Origin of the sequence: Flavobacterium omnivorum (assembly GCF_900099915.1) — a bacterium.
GTDB classification, from domain to species: domain Bacteria; phylum Bacteroidota; class Bacteroidia; order Flavobacteriales; family Flavobacteriaceae; genus Flavobacterium; species Flavobacterium omnivorum.
Genome location: NZ_FNDB01000012.1, coordinates 65820 through 85560 on the forward strand (window position 1 = coordinate 65820; position 19741 = coordinate 85560).

At 34.2% G+C, this 19741-nt stretch carries 16 protein-coding genes; 9 read left to right on the forward strand and 7 right to left on the reverse strand.

Annotated features, from left to right (window positions below):
• Positions 1-25: 25 nt before the first annotated feature.
• The 3 genes from BLS90_RS11785 to BLS90_RS11795 all read right to left on the reverse strand — a co-directional run bounded on the left by BLS90_RS11785 (position 26) and on the right by BLS90_RS11795 (position 2619).
• Positions 26-724: a TIGR04282 family arsenosugar biosynthesis glycosyltransferase gene (locus tag BLS90_RS11785; RefSeq protein WP_091257941.1), complete on the reverse strand. Its 699-nt coding sequence runs from the start codon at positions 722-724 to the stop codon at positions 26-28.
• Between the two features lie 515 nt (positions 725-1239).
• Positions 1240-1929 carry an SIMPL domain-containing protein gene (locus BLS90_RS11790; RefSeq protein WP_091257943.1) on the reverse strand — a complete coding sequence of 230 codons (690 nt, stop codon included), beginning with the start codon at positions 1927-1929 and terminating at the stop codon, positions 1240-1242.
• 51 nt (positions 1930-1980) lie between these two features.
• A complete protein-coding gene (locus tag BLS90_RS11795) occupies positions 1981-2619 on the reverse strand; it encodes a rhomboid family intramembrane serine protease (RefSeq protein WP_091257945.1) in 639 nt (212 codons plus the stop codon).
• A gap of 115 nt (positions 2620-2734) precedes the next feature.
• Between BLS90_RS11795 and BLS90_RS11800 the strand changes: the two genes are divergently transcribed.
• On the forward strand, positions 2735-3604 hold the full coding sequence (locus BLS90_RS11800) for a lysophospholipid acyltransferase family protein (protein WP_091257947.1): 870 nt from the start codon (positions 2735-2737) through the stop codon (positions 3602-3604).
• Positions 3605-3705: 101 nt separating this feature from the next.
• Here the strand turns inward: BLS90_RS11800 and BLS90_RS11805 are convergent, their stop codons facing one another.
• The 3 genes from BLS90_RS11805 to BLS90_RS11815 form a co-directional block, all read right to left on the reverse strand.
• Entirely contained in the window at positions 3706-5193 is a 1488-nt protein-coding gene (locus BLS90_RS11805) for an aminotransferase class V-fold PLP-dependent enzyme (RefSeq protein WP_091257948.1), read from the reverse strand.
• A gap of 233 nt (positions 5194-5426) precedes the next feature.
• Positions 5427-6203 (reverse strand): membrane metalloprotease, encoded by a 777-nt coding sequence (locus tag BLS90_RS11810; RefSeq protein WP_091257953.1) that lies wholly within the window; start codon positions 6201-6203, stop codon positions 5427-5429.
• 85 nt (positions 6204-6288) lie between these two features.
• On the reverse strand, positions 6289-7332 hold the full coding sequence (locus BLS90_RS11815; protein WP_091257955.1) for a hypothetical protein: 1044 nt from the start codon (positions 7330-7332) through the stop codon (positions 6289-6291).
• Positions 7333-7592: 260 nt separating this feature from the next.
• On the opposite strand from BLS90_RS11815, the gene BLS90_RS11820 reads away from it, so the two are divergent.
• From BLS90_RS11820 to BLS90_RS11830, 3 genes are all read left to right on the forward strand, one after another.
• Entirely contained in the window at positions 7593-8108 is a 516-nt protein-coding gene (locus BLS90_RS11820; protein WP_091257956.1) for an RNA polymerase sigma factor, read from the forward strand.
• Positions 8109-8169: 61 nt separating this feature from the next.
• Positions 8170-9084 carry a FecR family protein gene (locus BLS90_RS11825; protein ID WP_091257958.1) on the forward strand — a complete coding sequence of 305 codons (915 nt, stop codon included), beginning with the start codon at positions 8170-8172 and terminating at the stop codon, positions 9082-9084.
• 70 nt (positions 9085-9154) lie between these two features.
• Positions 9155-11608 (forward strand): TonB-dependent receptor plug domain-containing protein, encoded by a 2454-nt coding sequence (locus BLS90_RS11830; protein WP_317039413.1) that lies wholly within the window; start codon positions 9155-9157, stop codon positions 11606-11608.
• A gap of 75 nt (positions 11609-11683) precedes the next feature.
• Here BLS90_RS11830 and glmM read toward each other — a convergent pair whose 3' ends face one another.
• Entirely contained in the window at positions 11684-13072 is a 1389-nt protein-coding gene (gene glmM, locus BLS90_RS11835; RefSeq protein ID WP_091257962.1) for a phosphoglucosamine mutase, read from the reverse strand.
• A gap of 119 nt (positions 13073-13191) precedes the next feature.
• On the opposite strand from glmM, the gene BLS90_RS11840 reads away from it, so the two are divergent.
• Genes BLS90_RS11840 through BLS90_RS11860 form a run of 5 tightly spaced genes read left to right on the forward strand, consistent with a single transcriptional unit; the run spans position 13192 to position 19697 of the window.
• On the forward strand, positions 13192-13776 hold the full coding sequence (locus BLS90_RS11840; RefSeq protein WP_091257963.1) for an acyl carrier protein phosphodiesterase: 585 nt from the start codon (positions 13192-13194) through the stop codon (positions 13774-13776).
• Positions 13773-15458, forward strand: a complete 1686-nt coding sequence (gene ggt, locus BLS90_RS11845) for a gamma-glutamyltransferase (protein WP_091257965.1) — start codon at positions 13773-13775, stop codon at positions 15456-15458. The genes BLS90_RS11840 and ggt (BLS90_RS11845) overlap by 4 nt, the downstream gene beginning before the upstream one ends.
• A gap of 15 nt (positions 15459-15473) precedes the next feature.
• Positions 15474-17159 (forward strand): gamma-glutamyltransferase, encoded by a 1686-nt coding sequence (ggt, locus tag BLS90_RS11850; RefSeq protein ID WP_091257966.1) that lies wholly within the window; start codon positions 15474-15476, stop codon positions 17157-17159.
• A gap of 41 nt (positions 17160-17200) precedes the next feature.
• Positions 17201-17869, forward strand: coding sequence for a DNA alkylation repair protein (locus BLS90_RS11855; protein WP_091257968.1), 669 nt, complete (start codon positions 17201-17203; stop codon positions 17867-17869).
• Between the two features lie 43 nt (positions 17870-17912).
• Positions 17913-19697, forward strand: a complete 1785-nt coding sequence (locus BLS90_RS11860) for a chloride channel protein (RefSeq protein ID WP_091257970.1) — start codon at positions 17913-17915, stop codon at positions 19695-19697.
• The last annotated feature ends 44 nt before the right edge of the window (positions 19698-19741 follow it).

The following is a 19741-nucleotide window of genomic DNA, read 5'->3' on the forward strand; positions in this document are numbered from 1 at the left end:
TTTAAAAAAGGATTAAACGGAAATTTTACACGTAAAACGGTGATCCTTTATTAAAATTAAAAGCGTGATAATCCAAAGAATATAATCTTATTTCAAAATCATTTTGAACTGCAAAATTGTATAAAAACGAAAGTAGTGATTTTCTAAAACTATCAGAGAATGATAATTTTTGAGTTGCTTTTTTGAAATCGGAGGCGTTATTGCAATCATTTAAATACGGAAGATATTCGATTGATTGCGTTCTGTAAAGCATTTGCAAAGCAGTAAAAACGCTTTTGGTTTGCCATGGAATAGTTATAAATAGGTCGGCATTAAATTTCAACTTTGAAACACCTATTAAATAAGCGCCACCCGAATAATCAGACCCTATAACTAAATCATTCCTCCTTAAATCTCGTTCGGCTTGAAGCAAATGATGGGCTTTCAATTCAATGCAATCATTTCCTATGACAATTACTTTATCGAAACCTTTGGCAAAAATAGTTTCAATTGAATGCGTTATTCTCTCTCCGAAAGTGGCACCCACCTGATCATTTTCATTTGAAATAAAATAGGGTAATTTGGCGTGTTGACTAATTTTAATACTATGATCATTCATTTTCTTCCACAACAAAACATTTTGCTTAAAGGAGGAAGCAATTGGTTTTAAGATACTTACTCTACTTTCGCTTTGCGCAAAAAGCAGAATGGCTGTGGTGCTGGAATAATCCATTATTAAATTCATAAATCTATAGACGATAGTTTTTGTTTTTACTGACAAAAAAAGAATAAATAATTAAAAACCAGTTCATTCGTTACCCATTGACTTTATATTGGATATAAAAATAAGCTTTTCTAAATCATTGTTAGCAATTAATTTTTGAGGTAAATGCTTTGGTAAATTTGAAAGACATTGGACGAAAGACCAAAAGAAAAAATTGTACTTTTTATCAAAATAGTTTTCGATTAACTTCACCTTCATAGCCGACCGGAGCGAACACAACAACTATTTTTGAAATAGAGTGTAAAATTATAGATTCGGAAATAGAAGGTCCGCTGGGTTAGCATAACATATTTTCCTTTTTCTAAATTTAATTTTACTACCTTAATTTCTGTAGGCGATAAACTTATCCAATTTCTATCACATCAAGCTTCTCCATTTTTAGTTGGAGAAATAAAAAAAAATCGGAACAAGATTAATCCTGTTCCGATTTCAAAAATTATTATTTAAACTAGCTCGTTTAAAAAGCTGTATTTTCTTTATTCTAAAATAAAACTAACTGTTACATTAGCCGTAATATTTATTTCACCTACTGCAAGTGTCTCTCTTGGAGCTCTAGTATCACTCATTTCCATGGTTTTCATAGCTGCATACATAGGTTGTGGGGAATAGGTTTGTGAATTATCAGATATGGTCATGGCACGTCCTATTTTTTGACCCAAAACTGAAACATAGTCTTCTGCTTTCAATTTCGCTTCTTTCATTGCTAATTTTCTAGCCTCCGATTGATATTGAGCTAATTTTGAAGATTGGAACGTAACATTATCAATTCTGTTAATTCCTTCGTCAACTAAACCTTCCATCAATTCATCATACTTTGATAAATCTTTCAATAAAATCTCTATAGTTTGAGTTGCATTATAACTGTGTTTCTTTTTCTCGTAATCGTATTGTGGATTTAATGAAACGCGTTGTGTTTTATAATCTGCTGGTGCCAAGTTCATTTTTTTGATGAATTTTAAAACAGCCTCAATCTTTTCATCATTTTGCTTTTTAACATCTTTAGCATTATTTCCTTTCGTTTCTACAGTCACAGCTATAGAAGCCTGATCTGGAACAACCTTAACTTTCCCTTCTCCACTTACATTTATTTGTGGTACTTGTTTAATTTCTTGTCCGTAAGACATGGAGATAAATAACATCGACAAAATTAATAGTGCTTTTTTCATTTTTTGTTTGATTTAATTGTTTGTACTAATTCCTTTTCAAAAGTTATGCCACTATAGCTTTCCCATTTTCTCCATTACAAAAAGAATAAGTATCGGGATGGCCAATAATACTACCATCAACGTGTGATCTACTAATAATGTTGGCTCTTTTACTAGTGTAATCAAATAACCTCCCATAGCTCCTCCAAAATGGGCTGTGTGTCCAATGTTATCATTTTTAGCCTTCATCCCATAAATAGAGTACAACAAATATAATATTCCAAAAATATAAGCGGGCATTGGAATGATAAAAAAGATTCCTAACATCATATCTGGTTGTAACAATATTGCCGAATACAAAACTCCAGTAACCGCTCCAGATGCACCTACAGCTCTATAACCATAATCGTTTTTATGAAAAACCATCGTTAGTAAACTACCAAAAATTAAACTACCAAAATAAACTAAAACAAATGAAAAGCTCCCTAAATAACTAATAACTACTGGAGCGAAAAACCAAAGCGTCAACATATTAAAAATCAAATGCGTCATGTCAGCATGAAGAAAACCAGAAGATAACATCCTGATTTGTTCTCCGGAACGAATACTTCCAACATGGAACTCATATTTTCTAAAAAAAGAAAGGTCATTAAACCCTTTGTAACTAATTAAAACATTTACTACAATTATTGCTATTAAAACGGTAGTCATAAAGTATATTTATTGTGAATTGTAAAGATAGTCATTCTAAAATACGGACACAGTAAGCTGTCAAAATTTATATCAGTCTACATTTTTGACTTATATTTGCAAGAAAAATAACGGCATGCAATTTCTTGTTTTTATCTTAACCTTTCCGTTTTTATGGATTATTTCTATTCTTCCATTCAGGGTCTTCTATTGGTTTTCGGACTTCATCTATTTAATAGTTTATTACATCATTGGTTATCGCAAAAAAACGGTTAAATATAATTTGGCATTGGCATTACCTCATCTTAGTGCTGAAGAGCGTCTTGTAATCGAAAAAAAATCATACCACCATTTGTGCGATATGTTTTTAGAAATGATAAAAACGATGACAATTTCAGCGGATGAAATGAATAAAAGATTTGTTGTTACCAATATCGAATTGGTAAAAGAGTATGAAAACAAAGGCAAGAGCACTGTTTTATTAGCCTCTCATTACGCGAGTTGGGAGTGGTTATTGTCTATTAACCAGAAAACAAAATTTAAAGGGATAGGTGTTTATAAAAAAATTGCCAATAAATACTTTGATAAACTAATACGAGACATCCGATCCAAATACAATGCTGAACTAGTGGAAACTAAAAAAGCGATTCCATTGATGGCAGAAAACCAAAAAAACGAGATTCTTAGCATGTATGGCCTTGCCAGTGATCAATCTCCAAAATTAAATAGAGCTTTTCATTGGGATAAATTCATGGGCGTTGAAGTTCCTGTTCATACCGGTGCCGAAATGCTAGCCAAAAAATATGATTTGAATGTTCTTTTTGTAAAAGTAAAAAAAGTAAAAAGAGGTTTTTATGAAGCTACTTTTGTACCCATTACAGATAATCCCAGATCAATTCCTGATTTTGAAATTACCAATACCTTTTTACGAGAAGTAGAAAAACAAATTATGGAATCTCCTGAATATTATTTCTGGACGCATAAAAGATGGAAACACAAAAGATAGGGTTCAATAATCAGAAACAGTGTTCAGTAAAAAAAATCACATATTATAAACGCTATTGTTTATAATATGTGATTTTTCTATTTCTTTTAAAACCTCAACTCTTATAAAGAAAACCAATTTTTTACCAATTCCTCTTCTAAAGGCTGTGCGTTTTTATGTAGAAACTCATTAGTTCCTGAATTATATTTATAATCCAATGCCCAAGTTTTATGATTTTCAGCCAAAGCTTTTATTCCGTTACATACAAATTCAATTTCGGCATTTGTAGTTGTTGGATGAATAGACATTCTGATCCAACCCGGTTTTCTGATTAAATCTCCTAGTGTAATTTCGTCAATTAATTTATGGGATGTTTCCTGATCTACATGCAATAAAAAGTGTCCGTAGGTTCCCGCACAACTGCAACCACCACGTGTTTGAATCCCAAATTTATCATTCAATAGTTTCACACCCAAGTTAAAATGTAAATCTTCAATAAAGAAAGAAAGTACTCCTAATCGATCCTGATGCTGTCCAGCAAGGATTTTAATATTGGAAACATTTCCTAATGCTGCAAAAATATAATCTACTATTTCGTGCTCTCTTTTCAAGATATTATCAATTCCCATTTGCTCTTTCAGCTGAATAGCCAATGCGGTTTTTATTACCTGAAGAAAACCCGGAGTACCGCCATCTTCCCTATCTTCAATATTATCAATGTATTTATGTTCTCCCCAGGGATTCGTCCAACTTACCGTTCCTCCTCCCGGATTATCAGGAACTAAATTTTGATATAATTTTTTATTAAAAACCAAAACACCACAAGTTCCTGGTCCGCCAAGGAATTTATGCGGTGAAAAGAAAATGGCATCCAAATAACTTTCCGCATCTTCAGGATGCATATCAATTTTTACATAAGGACCTGAACAAGCAAAGTCTACGAAACAAATTCCGTTGTTTTGATGCATTATTTTTGCTACTTCATGATACGGAGTTCTGATTCCCGTAACATTTGAGCAAGAAGTGATTGACGCTATTTTAAAAGGCCGCTCTTTATATTTCTCTAATAAAAGTTCTAAATTTTCTATGCTGAATAATCCATCTTCTGTTGAAGGAATAACCTCCACATCAGCAATAGTTTCGAGCCAAGACGTTTGATTGGAATGGTGTTCCATGTGTGAAATAAAAACAATCGGTTTTTTATCGGCAGGTATAGTGATAAAATTTTTTAAGCTTTCGGGTACTTTCAACCCTAATATACGTTGAAATTTATTGACCACGCCTGTCATTCCCGTTCCATCAGTAATTAAAACATCGTCTGCACTGGCATTCACGTGGTGTTTGATAATATGACGCGCTTGGTGATACGCTTTGGTCATGGCAGTTCCAGAAACGGTGGTTTCAGTATGGGTATTGGCTACAAAAGGACCAAATTGATTCATTAATTTTTCTTCAATCGGACGATACAACCGACCGCTGGCAGTCCAATCTGTATAAACAATTTGTTTCTGTCCATAAGGAGATTCAAACTTTTGGTTTATTCCGATTATGTTGTCGCGATACTGTTGAAAATAGTGCTCTAATTGTGTTGGCGCTTCTTTGGTAATCATTTGCGTTTAATTTGAGTTCAAAGATATTGATTTTTAGTAAATAGTCTTTTTCAAATTGATTAATTACTAATTTTTTAAACAAAAATAACGATCTACACTAATTGCTTACACTGAAATTCACCGCGGGTATTATTTTCATAGTAGCAGTATAGTTGTGGGCATAAAAATAAAAATGCTTAAGATAATTTCTTAAGCATTTTAATTCTGTACTAATTATTGATTCTAATGCTCTTTTATTTTCCCCCATTTGCTCGAAGATCTGCAATACATTTACTATCGAGTTGCGGTGCTGAACCTGACGAGACCATACTTCCAATACCTCCCCCTAATTCCGAAGACCAATACATTAAACAGTTTTTTTCGATACAATGTTTGGGATGGGCCGCATCCTCATGATTGCTTTGCAAAGCCGTACCTAGATTTGTCAATCCTAATATGTGACCAAACTCATGCGTTATTACTGTTGTTTCTAATAAACTTCTGTTGGGCTCGAAAGGACTATTACTTAAACCTTGAATGGTTTGTTCGAAAATGACAAAAGAAGTATTTCGGTAAGCCGTTCCAAGAATCACGGATGTGTCCGTGTCTTTATCTGATTTTCCATCTGCAAAAAATGCCCAAACTGCAATTTCATCCGCATTGTTATATTTTGTTCTATTCGCATCCTCAATACTTACAATCTCCTCATTAGTATAGGGCGAATTCGCCGGTGATGGTATAGACCGCTTAACAACATTAATTCCGCCTGGCTTATATGTTCTTGCGGTAAGAAAGGCAACAAAATTGGTAATTGCTTCGGGACTAGGTTCAAAACCGTTTACATACACCACTTCAACAACCATACTTTTAAACTTTTTATCCGACAATAAATCGTTTGCCGAGCTTCCTGTTTGCTGTTTATTTGTATTGGGATTTATTACAATTGCGTTATCTAACGTATCCTCTTCTTTTGAACAAGATGCTACGGAAAGGAACAGACCAATTGCAAGTAGCGAAATTAATTTTTTCATTATTGTTTTAATTTTAAGGTTATTTATAAGAACAGCTACGGAATATTAGGTAGCTGTTCTTTATAAACTACCCAGCTAAATCGAGCTATATTTGTTTCAATACTAATGTTACAGCTGCATTAGTTGTACTTTGCAAGGTGATTGTTGTCGCCGTAAAACTCGTTACTTTCCATGTATTATTTAATAATGTAAATGTAGCATTACCCGAAAAATTCAGTTTTAGAAAAACACTTAATTCTGAACTCACAGCATACGTACCGTTAACCGTCGTGCTTAATAGGTTTACTGCAGTAACTGATAAATTATTTGCAAAATCTATTGTAAAATCTTTATAATTACTTGCGGAATTTACACCAGCACTTACAAACGAATCAACTTTGAATTTTCCATTTACTAAAATTGTTTCCAATTTTTTTGAATTTTGAGTTGCTTCAGCCATTGTTGCTTCCGTTTTTAGCGACGCATTAATCGCTGCTTGTAATTCAGCATCACTAGAAATCGTCATTTTGGTTCCATCTGCAATTGTTGCTGAAATGGGGTAGTTAACGGAATACAGTTCTGAACTACTTACATTAGACATATACGTATATAATTGCTGTTCGGATGTTACTACAATACTTCCTGTTTGTTGCAGGCTAAGATTATAGGTTAAAATTGTAATCGGAAAGCTAATATTTACCGAAGAAATGGCACCTTGACTAGAAGCTTCTGCCGATGAACATGCGTTTACAATAGCATTATACTCGGTTTGATTGGTAACGTTTGCTTCTGTATAATTACTCAATTTTACTTTAAACGGAAATTGCAATACAACCGCATCTTGATCAGTATTCGACTGTCCAAAAATGGAAAGCACTTGTTGGTAATCTAATTGACTAAAAATCGAAACTTGAACACCATTTACTTTGGCAGAAAAGGGCAACAAAATAGAAGAGCAAGAAGCTCCATCTAAGAAATCATCAAAGGAACCATCGTACATCGACGTACGTTTTAAATTACTTGTTGTCGTTGAATTTGCTGAATTTGTATTGGGATTTTCTCCTTGCACGTCATCTATTTCATTTTGACATGAAGTAAAACTTAAGATCGCCATTAATGCAATTCCGGTAACTGTTTTTAACTTTTTCATAATTTTCAAATTTAAGGTATTTTTATATTTACAAGCGATCTTTTATAACGCCTTTCTGTAAGTAAGACAACTACCTTTACTTTTACCCTACAAAAAAAATTATAAAAATAAATAAATTGTAAAAATATAACATAAAACACATCTATTCAGTGATTTAAATTTTAAATAGCAATTCATAAAAAAGCAATTCCAGTAATCCGAATTACTTTTTAAAAAATTATTTTACATTTACAGCCTACCAAATAATGAAATTACACTACATGAGCGACAATAAAACCACTCTTTGCGACGAAAATCACTTTAAAGACTTTTATTTAAAGCAGGTTCAATCCGCAAGTAATTTTGCTTACTACAAATGTGGTGATGGTGAGGCTGCATTAGATTTAGTACAGGATGCATTTACTAAAATTTGGGAAAATTGTTCCAAAATTGACTTTAACAAAGCCAAAACCTATTTGTTTACGAGTATTACTAATTTATTTCTAAATACGATAAAACATCAAAAAGTTGTTCTTCAGTATGCTAAAGATGCCCCTAATTTAGACACCAATAATCAAAGTCCCGAATATCTATTAGAGGAAGAAGAATTCAGACAAAAGCTAACTAGAGCAATTGGATCTTTAAGCGAAACGCAACGGGAAGTTTTTTTATTGAATCGAATAGACGGTAAAAAGTACAGAGAAATAGCTGATTTACTAGGTATTTCGCAAAAAACTGTAGAAAAAAGAATGTCCGCTGCTCTACAAATTTTAAAAGCCCAAATAGAAAATATATAATTAATCATTTAGCTGTAGGGTAATTTTAAAGTTAGTTGTCTTATAAACACAGAGATATAACATGAAAAAGGAAAAAGAGATATTAAAATGGTTGAACGATGACCTTTCAAAGAAAGAAATGAAGGATTTAAAACAATCTGAAGATTTACAGACACTTGAAAAGATTGCTCACTACGCGTCACAATTAGAAGCTCCAAAAGTAGATGCGCAAGCAGCATTGGAAACATTAAAAGCTAGAAACCATTCTAAAAATAAACCAAAAGTAAGAACTATAAACTTCAAAACATTTTACAGAGTTGCGGCAGTTTTAGTACTAGCACTAACTTCTGGTTATCTCTTCTTTTATAATAACAACACCTCTTTTGAAACCCAAATAGCACAAAGAAAAATCTTTACACTTCCAGACAATTCTGAAGTAGTTTTAAATGCAGCATCAAAAATCAGTTTTAACGAAAAAAAGTGGGCTAACAACAGAACTTTAACCTTAGCGGGTGAAGCTTTTTTTAAAGTGAAGAAAGGGCAAACATTCAGCGTAAAAACAACGGATGGAATCGTTACCGTATTAGGAACACAATTTAATGTAAAGGAACGCAAAAACTATTTTGAAGTGCGCTGCTATGAAGGTTTAGTGAGCGTTACACACAATAATAATACGACTAAATTACCTCCCGGAAAGACCTTTCGAGTTATTAATGGAAAAATCGAAAATGTTGAAGATTTTAATGCCCAAAATCCTTCGTGGATTCAACAAGAATCTAGTTTTAATAAAATTCCATTAGATCAGGTTATTGCAGAATTAGAGCGGCAATATGATTTAAAAATTAAAGTAAAAGGTGTTGATACTTCAAAACTATTTACAGGAAGTTTTACTCATACTGATAAAGAAATTGCGCTGCAAGCAGTTACAATTCCGCTTAAATTAAGCTATAAAATTGAAGGCAAAACCATTATATTTTATAATTATGGTGCGCAGTAAATGGCTTGTTTTTTTGCTGCTCTGCATGAGCTGTATTTGTCATGGACAAGGTACAAGTAAAAAAACTCCTTTGAGCGAGGTAATAATTGCCCTGGAAAAGCAATTCAACATCAAGTTTTCGTACGCTGTTGAAGATGTGGCCAACATTACAATTGACAAACCAAAACCTTCATTGACCTTACTAGAAACTATTGATTATCTTAACTCTAAAACGCTTTTAAATTTTAAAGCCTTAGACGATCGTTATGTTACTGTTTCTGTACTTAACAAAACAGTATCTGTTTGCGGAATAGTATTAGCTGATGCAAATAAATCACCGTTAATTGGGGCTTCGGTATTGGTAAACAACATACAAAGAAGCACTATCACTACTGAAAATGGAAAATTCAATATAAAGAATATTTCAATAACCGCCACTCTAACTATTTCGTATATAGGATTTGAATCCAGAAATTTTACTGCGCAAGAATTATTTTCTGCGCAAAATAACTGCAAAGAGATAGTTCTTACTACAAGAAACGAAGAGTTGAATCAGGTTTTAATACCCGTTTATTTAACACCAGGATTACAGAAATACTTGGATGGAAGCACGGTATTAAACACTAAAAAATTTGCTATTCTACCCGGTTTAATAGATCCTGATATTTTGCAATCTATACAAGCGCTTCCTGGTATAGAAAGCACGAATGAAAGTATTGCTAATATAAATGTTCGCGGAGGAACCAACGATCAAAATTTAGTCCTATGGGATAATATAAAAATGTATCATTCAGGTCATTTTTTTGGGCTAATATCCGCTTATAATCCCAATCTAACTAACAAAGTTATCGTTAGCAAGAACGGAACTAGTGCGCAATACAGTGATGGTGTTTCCAGTACCATCAACATGTATACAAAAGATTTAGTTACTAATACCTTTTCTGGTGGCGCGGGAATTAATTCCATCAGCACTGATGCTTTTCTCGAAATACCAATAACGAAAAAAGTTGAACTTCATGTTTCAGGACGTCGTTCCATCACTGATTTGTTTTCAACCCCTACCTATACTAAATATTTTGATCGTAGTTTTCAGGATACTGAGATCAATGCGGATAGCGAACAACGTGACACAGCTTCGGATTTTTATTTCTATGATTATACCGCTAAAGTGCTTTTCGATTTAAGCGAAAAACATCAATTTAGAGCCAATATTATTGGTATCAACAACGCTTTGGAATATTCGGAACGTTTCATTACAAATGCAAATAAAACCGAATCTAAAACCAGTAATTTATCTCAAAAAAACAATGGTTACGGAGGCAATTGGAAAGCGCAATGGACTTCAAAATTGAGTACAAACTTCATTACTTATTTCTCTAAATACAACATTGACGCTACAGATTACCGAGTGGAAACAGATCAGCGCTTAACAGAAGCCAATGAAGTTCAAGAAACTGGAATTAAGATTAATGCTAATTATAAATCAAATGATCATCTAAATTTCTTGTTGGGGTACCAATTTAATGAAACAGGAATGCTCAATCAAACCACGGTGAGCAATCCCATCTATTCCAGCACTAAAAAGGAGGTTTTATTGAATCATGCCTTATTTTCAGAAGTGGAATACAGTAAAAACAAAACGTATTTGCGAATGGGTATGCGGTTGAATTATTTTCAAAAATTTGAAAAGTTTTTAGTTGAGCCAAGAATAAACATTCGACAACAAGTATCAGATCAAATTGCTTTAAAATTGGAGGGAGAGTTCAAGAATCAATCTACGACTCAAATAGTAGACTTTGAAGATGATTTTTTAGGTGTCGAAAAAAGACGCTGGATTGTAGTTAATAACACAGACATTCCAATTGCAAGAAGCAAACAAGGTTCTTTTGGTGTTGAATTTAATACCAAAAAACTTAATATAGAGGCCACCACTTTCTATAAAATTGTAGATGGAATTACAGCTTCTAACCAAGGATTTTATAATAGTTTTCAATATAAAAATGCCCACGGAAGTTATACTGCAAAAGGCATCGAATTTTTGGCCAATAAAACAGCGCGTCAATATAGCATTTGGGCTAGTTATACTTTTAGCACTAATAATTATGAATTTGATACTTTTACACCGGTCACTTTCCCTAACAATGCAGACATAAGACATTCAGCATCGTTTGGTTTTTACTATCTCATTATAAAAAATCTCAAAATAGCCGTTGGTGGCATTTGGAGAAATGGCATCCCTTTTACTACTCCAATTCAAGATAATGAAACCACTCAAAGCGGAAATAACACCATGGTAAATTATGGCTCGCCAAACAGTACAAACTTAGATAATTTTATGCGATTAGACGCTTCGTTAAATTATAACTTCAATTTGTCATCTGTAGTAAAAGCTTCGTTTACAGCCGGAGTTATAAATGCTACGAATCAGAATAATGTGATCAATAGATATTACAAAGTAAATCCCAATAATTCCAAAGATGCCATACAGGTGGACAATAAATCATTGGGTTTAACGCCCAATCTAAGCTTCAGAGTAAATTTTTAATGATTGTTTTCATTTAAATACAAAACCCTTTCAAACCTAGTATTGAAAGGGTTTTAGCATATACAAAAAATGGTATTAAATTCCAGCAATTGCCTTTATTTCGTCAATGATTCTCTCTGCTAGTGAATCAGCTTTTTCTTGTGAAGAAGCTTCAGTGTAAATACGAATAATAGGTTCCGTATTCGATTTTCTTAAATGAACCCAGTTTTCGGCAAAGTCAATTTTCACACCATCAATTGTGGTAATATCTTCATTTTTGTATTTCTCGGTCATCGCAACAAGAATGGCATCCACATCGATTTGAGGTGTCAATTCGATTTTGTTTTTACTCATATAATATTCTGGATACGAAGCACGCAAAGCAGAAACTGTCATTTTTTTGTTAGCTAAGTGCGTTAAAAACAATGCCACTCCTACCAAACTATCACGACCGTAATGCAATTCCGGATAAATAATTCCACCATTTCCTTCACCACCTATTACTGCGTTATTCTTTTTCATCAATTCCACTACATTCACCTCACCTACGGCACTTGCTTCGTAGCTTCCGTTATGTGCATTTGTGACATCGCGCAAAGCACGAGAAGACGACATATTAGACACTGTATTTCCAGGAGTTTTACTCAATACATAATCGGCGCAAGCCACCAAAGTATATTCCTCACCAAACATTTCACCGTCTTCACAAATGAAAGCCAAGCGATCTACATCAGGATCTACCACAATCCCTAAGTCGGCCTTTTCTTTAACAACTAATTCGGAAATATCAGTTAAATGTTCTTTTAACGGTTCTGGATTATGTGGAAAATGTCCGTTTGGTTCGCAGTATAATTCAACTACTTCAACGCCCATTAATTCCAGCAACCTTGGAATAATAATTCCTCCCGAAGAGTTTACACCATCCACAACCACTTTAAATTTAGCTGCTTTTACAGCATCAACATCTACCAGAGGTAAATTCAAAACTTCATCAATATGAATATCCATGTAAGCATCATTAACCATTATTTCCCCTAAATCATCTACATGAGAGAAATCAAAAGCTTCCGCTTCCGCAATGTCAAGGATTCTTTCACCTTCGGCACCATTTAAAAACTCTCCTTTCTCATTCAATAATTTCAACGCATTCCATTGTTTTGGATTGTGCGAAGCCGTAAGAATTATTCCACCATCAGCTTTCTCTAAAGGAACCGCAACTTCAACCGTTGGCGTTGTTGACAATCCCAAATCAATCACATCAATCCCCAAACCAATTAAAGTATTCACCACCAAATTATGAATCATGGGCCCAGAAATACGAGCGTCACGACCTACAACAACGGTTAGTTTTTCTTTTCCAATGTAATCTTTCAACCAAGTTCCGTAAGCCGAAGCAAATTTTACTGCATCAAGTGGAGTCAGATTATCACCAACTTTACCTCCTATTGTTCCACGAATTCCCGATATTGATTTTATTAAAGTCATTGATTATTATTTTAAATTTTGAATTATAAATTTTAAATTGCTCACAAATATAATAATTGACGGTTTATAAAAGTCATTTAGAATTCAAAATTCATCATTTAAATTCCTAAATTAGGCGAATGAATTTTCTAGCACACATCTATCTTTCCGGTGATAATGATTTAATCAAAATTGGCAATTTCATGGCCGACGGAATTCGGGGGAAACATTTTGAAAGTTATCCTTTAGAAATTCAAAAAGGAATTATTCTGCATCGTGCCATTGACACTTTTACCGATGCACATCCCATTTTCAGAAAAAGCACCAAAAAATTACATGAGAAATACCATCATTATGCAGGTGTAATTGTGGATGTTTTTTATGATCATTTTTTGGCTAAAAATTGGAGTTGTTATTCCGATGAAAAACTGGAGGATTTCGTTGAACGTTTTTATCAATCTTTACGGGAAAACAGCAACGTACTTTCGGAAAGAACCATAAAAATAATGCCTATTCTATTTAAGGAAAATTGGTTAGTTAGTTACCGAACAATCAGTGGAATTGACCACATTTTAACACAAATGGATATTCGAACAAAAAATAAATCAAACATGCGGTTTGCAAGCAACGAACTTTCAGAATACTATACAGAATTCGAAGATCATTTCAGCGAATTTTTCGAAGAATTAATAGTGCATTCAAATATTAAAATAACCACTTTATGAAAAAAATAATTTTCCTACTCGCCTTTGCTGTTTTAAGTTGTAAATCGAATGAAAAAACGGTAGAACCTACTGGATTAGTAACCTCAAAAGCGATGGTTGTTTCCGCACGAGAAGAAGCTTCACAAATTGGCGTAGCTATCCTCAGGAAAGGAGGTAATGCTTTTGACGCTATGGTGGCTACCGAACTCGCTTTGGCAGTTTCTCATCCACAAGCAGGGAATATTGGCGGTGGTGGTTTTATGGTTTTTAGAAAAGCCAATGGCGAAACTGGAGCAATTGATTACAGAGAAAAAGCACCCTTGGCAGCGTCTAAAGATATGTTTCTAGACAAAAAAGGAAATGTAATAGAAGGAAAAAGTACTGCAACAGCGCTCGCTTCTGGAATTCCGGGAACAATAGCTGGAATATTTGAAGTACACAAAAAATATGGCTCTTTACCAATGAGCGAAATTCTGGAACCCGTCATTGCACTCGCTGAAAAAGGTGTTATTGTCACTAAATTTCAAGCAGAAAGTTTGGCTTACAATAGAGCCTCTTTTATAAAAAGAAATGGAACTAATAGTTTATTTTCAAAAGTCTATAAAGAAAATGATACCATAAAATATCGTGCGCTGGCAGCCACTTTAAAACGAATTGCCAAAAACGGTCGTAATGAATTTTACAGAGGCGAAACTGCTCAAAAATTAGTTGCGTTCTTATCAAAAAAAGGAGGAAATGCCACAATGGAAGATTTTTCTACGTATGCGGCCAAATGGCGAACTCCAATTACTTTTCAGTATAAAAATTTAAAAATCACTTCGATGTCTCCGCCAAGCAGCGGTGGAATTTGTCTGAATCAAATAATGAAAATGATTGAGCCTTTCAACCTTTCACAAATGGGACACAACAGCGTAAAAACGATTCAAGTACTTACAGAATCGGAACGAAGAGCCTATGCAGACAGGAATTACTATTTGGGTGATCCTGATTTTGTAAAACTTCCTATTGAAGAATTAGTAAGTCCGTCTTACTTGGAAAAAAGAATGAAGGATTTTTCATTTGATCAAGCTTCAAAATCTTCGGATATTGCGCATGGAACAATCAAAGGATATGAAAGCAACCAAACTACTCATTATTCGATTGTAGATGCTGCTGGAAACGCTGTATCGGCCACAACAACTTTAAACGACAACTATGGTTCTAAAATATATTGTGATGAATTGGGTTTCTTTTTGAATAATCAAATGGATGATTTCAGTGCAAAACCAGGCGTCACTAATTTATATGGTCTTACAGGAAGAGAAGCTAACAGCATCGCTCCCGAAAAAAGAATGCTAAGTTCGATGACACCTACGATTGTCGAAAAAGACAATTCGCTTTTCATGGTTGTCGGTACGCCAGGAGGTTCTACCATAATTACATCCGTTTTACAGGCTATATTGAATGTGTATGAATTTGATATGAGTATGCAAGAAGCGGTAAATGCACCTCGTTTTCACCATCAGTGGATGCCAGATGAGATTACTTTTGAACCCAATTCTTTCGATAAAAAACTATTTATTGATTTGAAGAAAAAGGGATACATCATCAATGAAAAAAACAAAGAAATCATTGGTGAAGTAGACGCGATTTTGATATTACCAAATGGTAAATTGGAGGGTGGAGCAGACAAGAGAGGCGATAACAAAGCCGTTGGTTTTTAAATTTATAGTATTCGGATGAAAAAAATAATTATACTACTGAGTGTTTTAACTATGAGTTGCAAAACCCAACAAAATAGCGCTCCACCTACGGGGTTAGTTGCGACAAAAGCAATGGTAGTCTCCGCACGCGAAGAAGCTTCCAAAATTGGTGTTGAAATCATGAGAAAAGGCGGCAATGCTTTTGATGCGATGGTAGCAACAGAAATGGCTCTTGCAGTCGCCTATCCGTATGCAGGAAATCTTGGCGGTGGCGGTTTTATGGTGTATCGGAAAGCTAATGGCGAAATTGGTTCTCTAGATTACCGAGAAAAAGCCCCACTATCAGCAACAAAAAATATGTTTCTAGACGAAAAAGGCAATGTAATAAAAGGTAAGAGTACCGAATCTCCTCTGGCTATTGGAGTTCCCGGAACGATTGCCGGCGTTTTTGCCGTTCATGAAAAATTAGGTTCATTACCTATTGAAGAAATTCTAAAACCTGTAATTGAATTGGCCGAAAGAGGTGTTATTGTTACCAAAAAACAAGAAGAACGGTTGGCTGCATATCGAGATAAAATCATCAAGGTAAATGGAGACAAGACCTTATTTGCAAACGCTTTTAAGGAAAATGATGTAATACGCTATCCTGCACTAGCCGCTACATTAAAAAGAATCTCAAAAAACGGCAGAGATGAATTTTACAAAGGAGAAACTGCTAAAATATTAGTCCAATACCTTCAGGAAAAAGGAGCGATAATCTCCTTGGAAGATTTAGCTCAATACGAAGCCAAATGGAGAACGCCGCTTACTTTTGATTATAAAGATTTAAAGATAATCTCAATGCCTCCACCCAGCAGTGGCGGAATATGTCTAGCTCAAATATTCAAAATGATTGCGCCTTTTGACTTGGCTAAAATGGGCCATAATTCCACCGAAGCCATTCAAGTTATTGTCGAAGCGGAAAGAAGAGCTTACGCAGACAGAAGTTATTATCTAGGCGATCCTGATTTTGTAAAAATACCTTTGAAAGCTTTAATGGCAGATGATTATTTGAAACAAAGAATGTCGAATTTTAGTTTTGAAAAAGCTACTTTATCATCGGAAATAAAAGAAGGAAAAGTGACCTATAATGAAAGTACAGAGACGACACATTACTCAATTGTCGATCAATTTGGGAACGCCGTTTCGTCAACCACCACCCTAAATGATGGGTATGGATCTAAATACTATTGTGATGAATTGGGATTTTTCCTAAATAACGAAATGGACGATTTCAGTGCCAAACCAGGTGAACCTAACATGTTTGGATTAGTGGGCAATGAGGCCAATAGTATTGCACCACAAAAACGAATGTTGAGTTCCATGACTCCCACCATCGTAGAGAAAAATGGTAAATTATTTATGGTTGTAGGTTCTCCTGGTGGTTCAACAATCATTACATCAGTATTGCAAACTATTTTAAATGTTTATGAATACAGTATGAGTGTGCAGGAAGCGGTAAATGCGCCCCGTTTTCATCACCAATGGTTGCCGGATTTGATCACATTTGAACCCAACACTTTCGACACTAAAACATTTGGAACCTTAAAATCAAAAGGATATTTAATCAATGAAAAAACGACTCCCGTAATAGGAAAAGTGGATGCCATTTTGGTTTTACCAAATAAAAAACTCGAAGGTGGTGCGGATTTTAGAGGAGATGATAAAGCGGTTGGATTTTAGCCCTTCAACTGCGCTCAGGGTGACTAAAAATTTAAATATTTATGAACTTTACACTTGCCTTAGAAAACGCTTTTGAAGCAAATCAAAATCCGGAAAATGCTTTTGCAATGGCAAAATACATGAAAAACAACTTTCCTTTTTTTGGAATAAAAACGGAGGAACGAAGACGTATTTTTAAGGAAATTTGGAAAGAAAAGAGTGAAGAGGTTTCGGCAAACGCAATGGAAATTGTATCAGAATTATATTCAAAAACAGGACGGGAATTTCATTATTGTGCCATTGAAATTTTGAAAAAAGAACTTAAGGGAAATTATAAAAAAGACGATATTCAACTGATTGAAAAACTATTAATCAACAATTCTTGGTGGGACAGTGTCGATACGATTGCAAAGTACATTTTAGGCGAATATCTGAGCGAATTCCCATTAGAAACCAAAAATGTGATCACACGATTTTCAAGGTCTGAGAATATGTGGTTGAACCGAAGTGCAATTTTATTTCAATTGGGTTACAAACAAAAAACGAATACTGATTTATTATTTTCCGAATGTTTAAAGCATTCGCATTCTAACGAATTTTTTATTCAAAAAGCAATAGGTTGGGCGTTACGGGAATATGCAAAATCAAATCCTAAAGCGGTTATAAAGTTTGTAAATTCCAGTAATTTAAAAAAATTAAGTTCAAAAGAAGCATTGAAAAATATTTGTTAGGATTAAAATAATAGTAGTTTTGCATCCCTTTTAAAAAATTATAATGTTCAAAAAATTAATAGCCAAACTAGAAGTCATAATTGCCGTAGCACAGTCTATATTGACTCCAAAACAGTTTATATTTTTATCTGCAGTTTTGGTTGGAATCTCCTCCGCATTTGCTGTAATAGTTCTGAAAACTTTTGCGCATTGGGTATTTTCTTTTGCAACTTATGTCAGTGGAATTTTAAAACTGGGATTTCTTAATAGTATTCTGCCCATAATTGGTATTCTGCTTACTGTTTTTGTTGTTAAAAGAGTTTTGGGAGGAACAATCCAAAAAGGGACTTCGCAAATTTTATATGCCGTTGCTAAAAAAGCAAGTATTATTCCAAAAAAACAAATGTACGCCCAAATTGTAACGAGCTCATTAACGGTTGGTTTAGGTGGTTCTGCAGGTTTAGAAAGTCCAATTGTAATTACAGGAGCCGCTTTTGGTTCGAACTATGCACAAAAATATAAATTAAGTTATAAAGACCGCACTTTACTAATTGGTTGTGGAGTTGCTGCCGGAATTGCCGCCGCTTTCAACGCACCAATTGCCGGAGTATTATTTGCTATCGAAGTACTGTTGGTAGATGTGAGTATTGCAGCCTTTACACCTATCATGATAGCTGCGGCCACAGGAGCTTTAGTTTCTGTAATTGCATTGAACGAGGAAATTTTACTATCCTTCAAACAGCAACAGAGTTTTGATTATCATAATATTGCTTTTTATATCCTGTTAGGTTTATTTACCGGATTCATTTCCGTTTATTACTCTCGAAATTTTCAGAAAGTAGAACATTTTTTTGCCCGACTTAAATTATCTCCTTATAAAAAAGCGTTGTTTGGTTCTTCTATTTTAGCGGTACTTATTTTTATTTTTCCAACACTTTTTGGAGAAGGATATGAAAGTATCAAAACTTTATCTGAGAACGATCCCGGAAAATTGTTAGAAAACACATTATTCAGTAGTTTTCGCGATAATAGTTGGGCACTTTTACTTTTTGTAGGTTGCACGATGATGATAAAAGTTTTTGCGACAGGAATTACCCTAGGAAGTGGCGGTAATGGTGGAAATTTTGCTCCTTCGCTGTTTCTGGGTTCTTATGTTGGTTTCTTTTTTTCCAAATTTTTAAATCTTACAGGACTTACTAAATTACCTGTTAGTAATTTTACTTTGGTGGGAATGGCAGGTATTTTGAGCGGTTTATTTCATGCGCCATTGACTGCTATTTTCTTAATTGCTGAAATTACCGGAGGCTATAATCTAATGATTCCGCTTATGATTGTGGCATCAATCAGTTTTGCGATTTCCAAGCGTTTTGAAAAACATTCTATGGATGTGAAAAATTTAGCGCAAAAAGGGCATGCCTTTACCAGCAACAAGGACACCAATGTGCTATCTACTTTAGAGACCAATTCCATCATACAAACTGATTTCTTAACAGTTACTCCTGATGAAAATTTAGAAAGACTCGTTGACCTCATTTCTCATTCTAACCAAGTGATATTTGCTGTAGTTGATACCGAACAAAACTTATTAGGCATTGTTCATTTTAATGATATTCGCGAAATAATATTCAATAATTACCGCGTTAAATATACATTGGTAAAAGAAATAATGCTGAAACCTGTTGAAACAATTTCGCCAGACGACAGTATGGAAATGGTCATGAATAAGTTTGAGAAATCGAAAAAAGCATTCTTACCGGTGCTTAAAGAGGAAAAATACTATGGTTTTATTTCTAAATCTGTTGCGCTTGAAGCTTACAGAACTAAATTAAAATCGATGACGATTGAGTAGCATATTTACAACGCGAAAAAAGAGATATTACGCTGTCTACATTC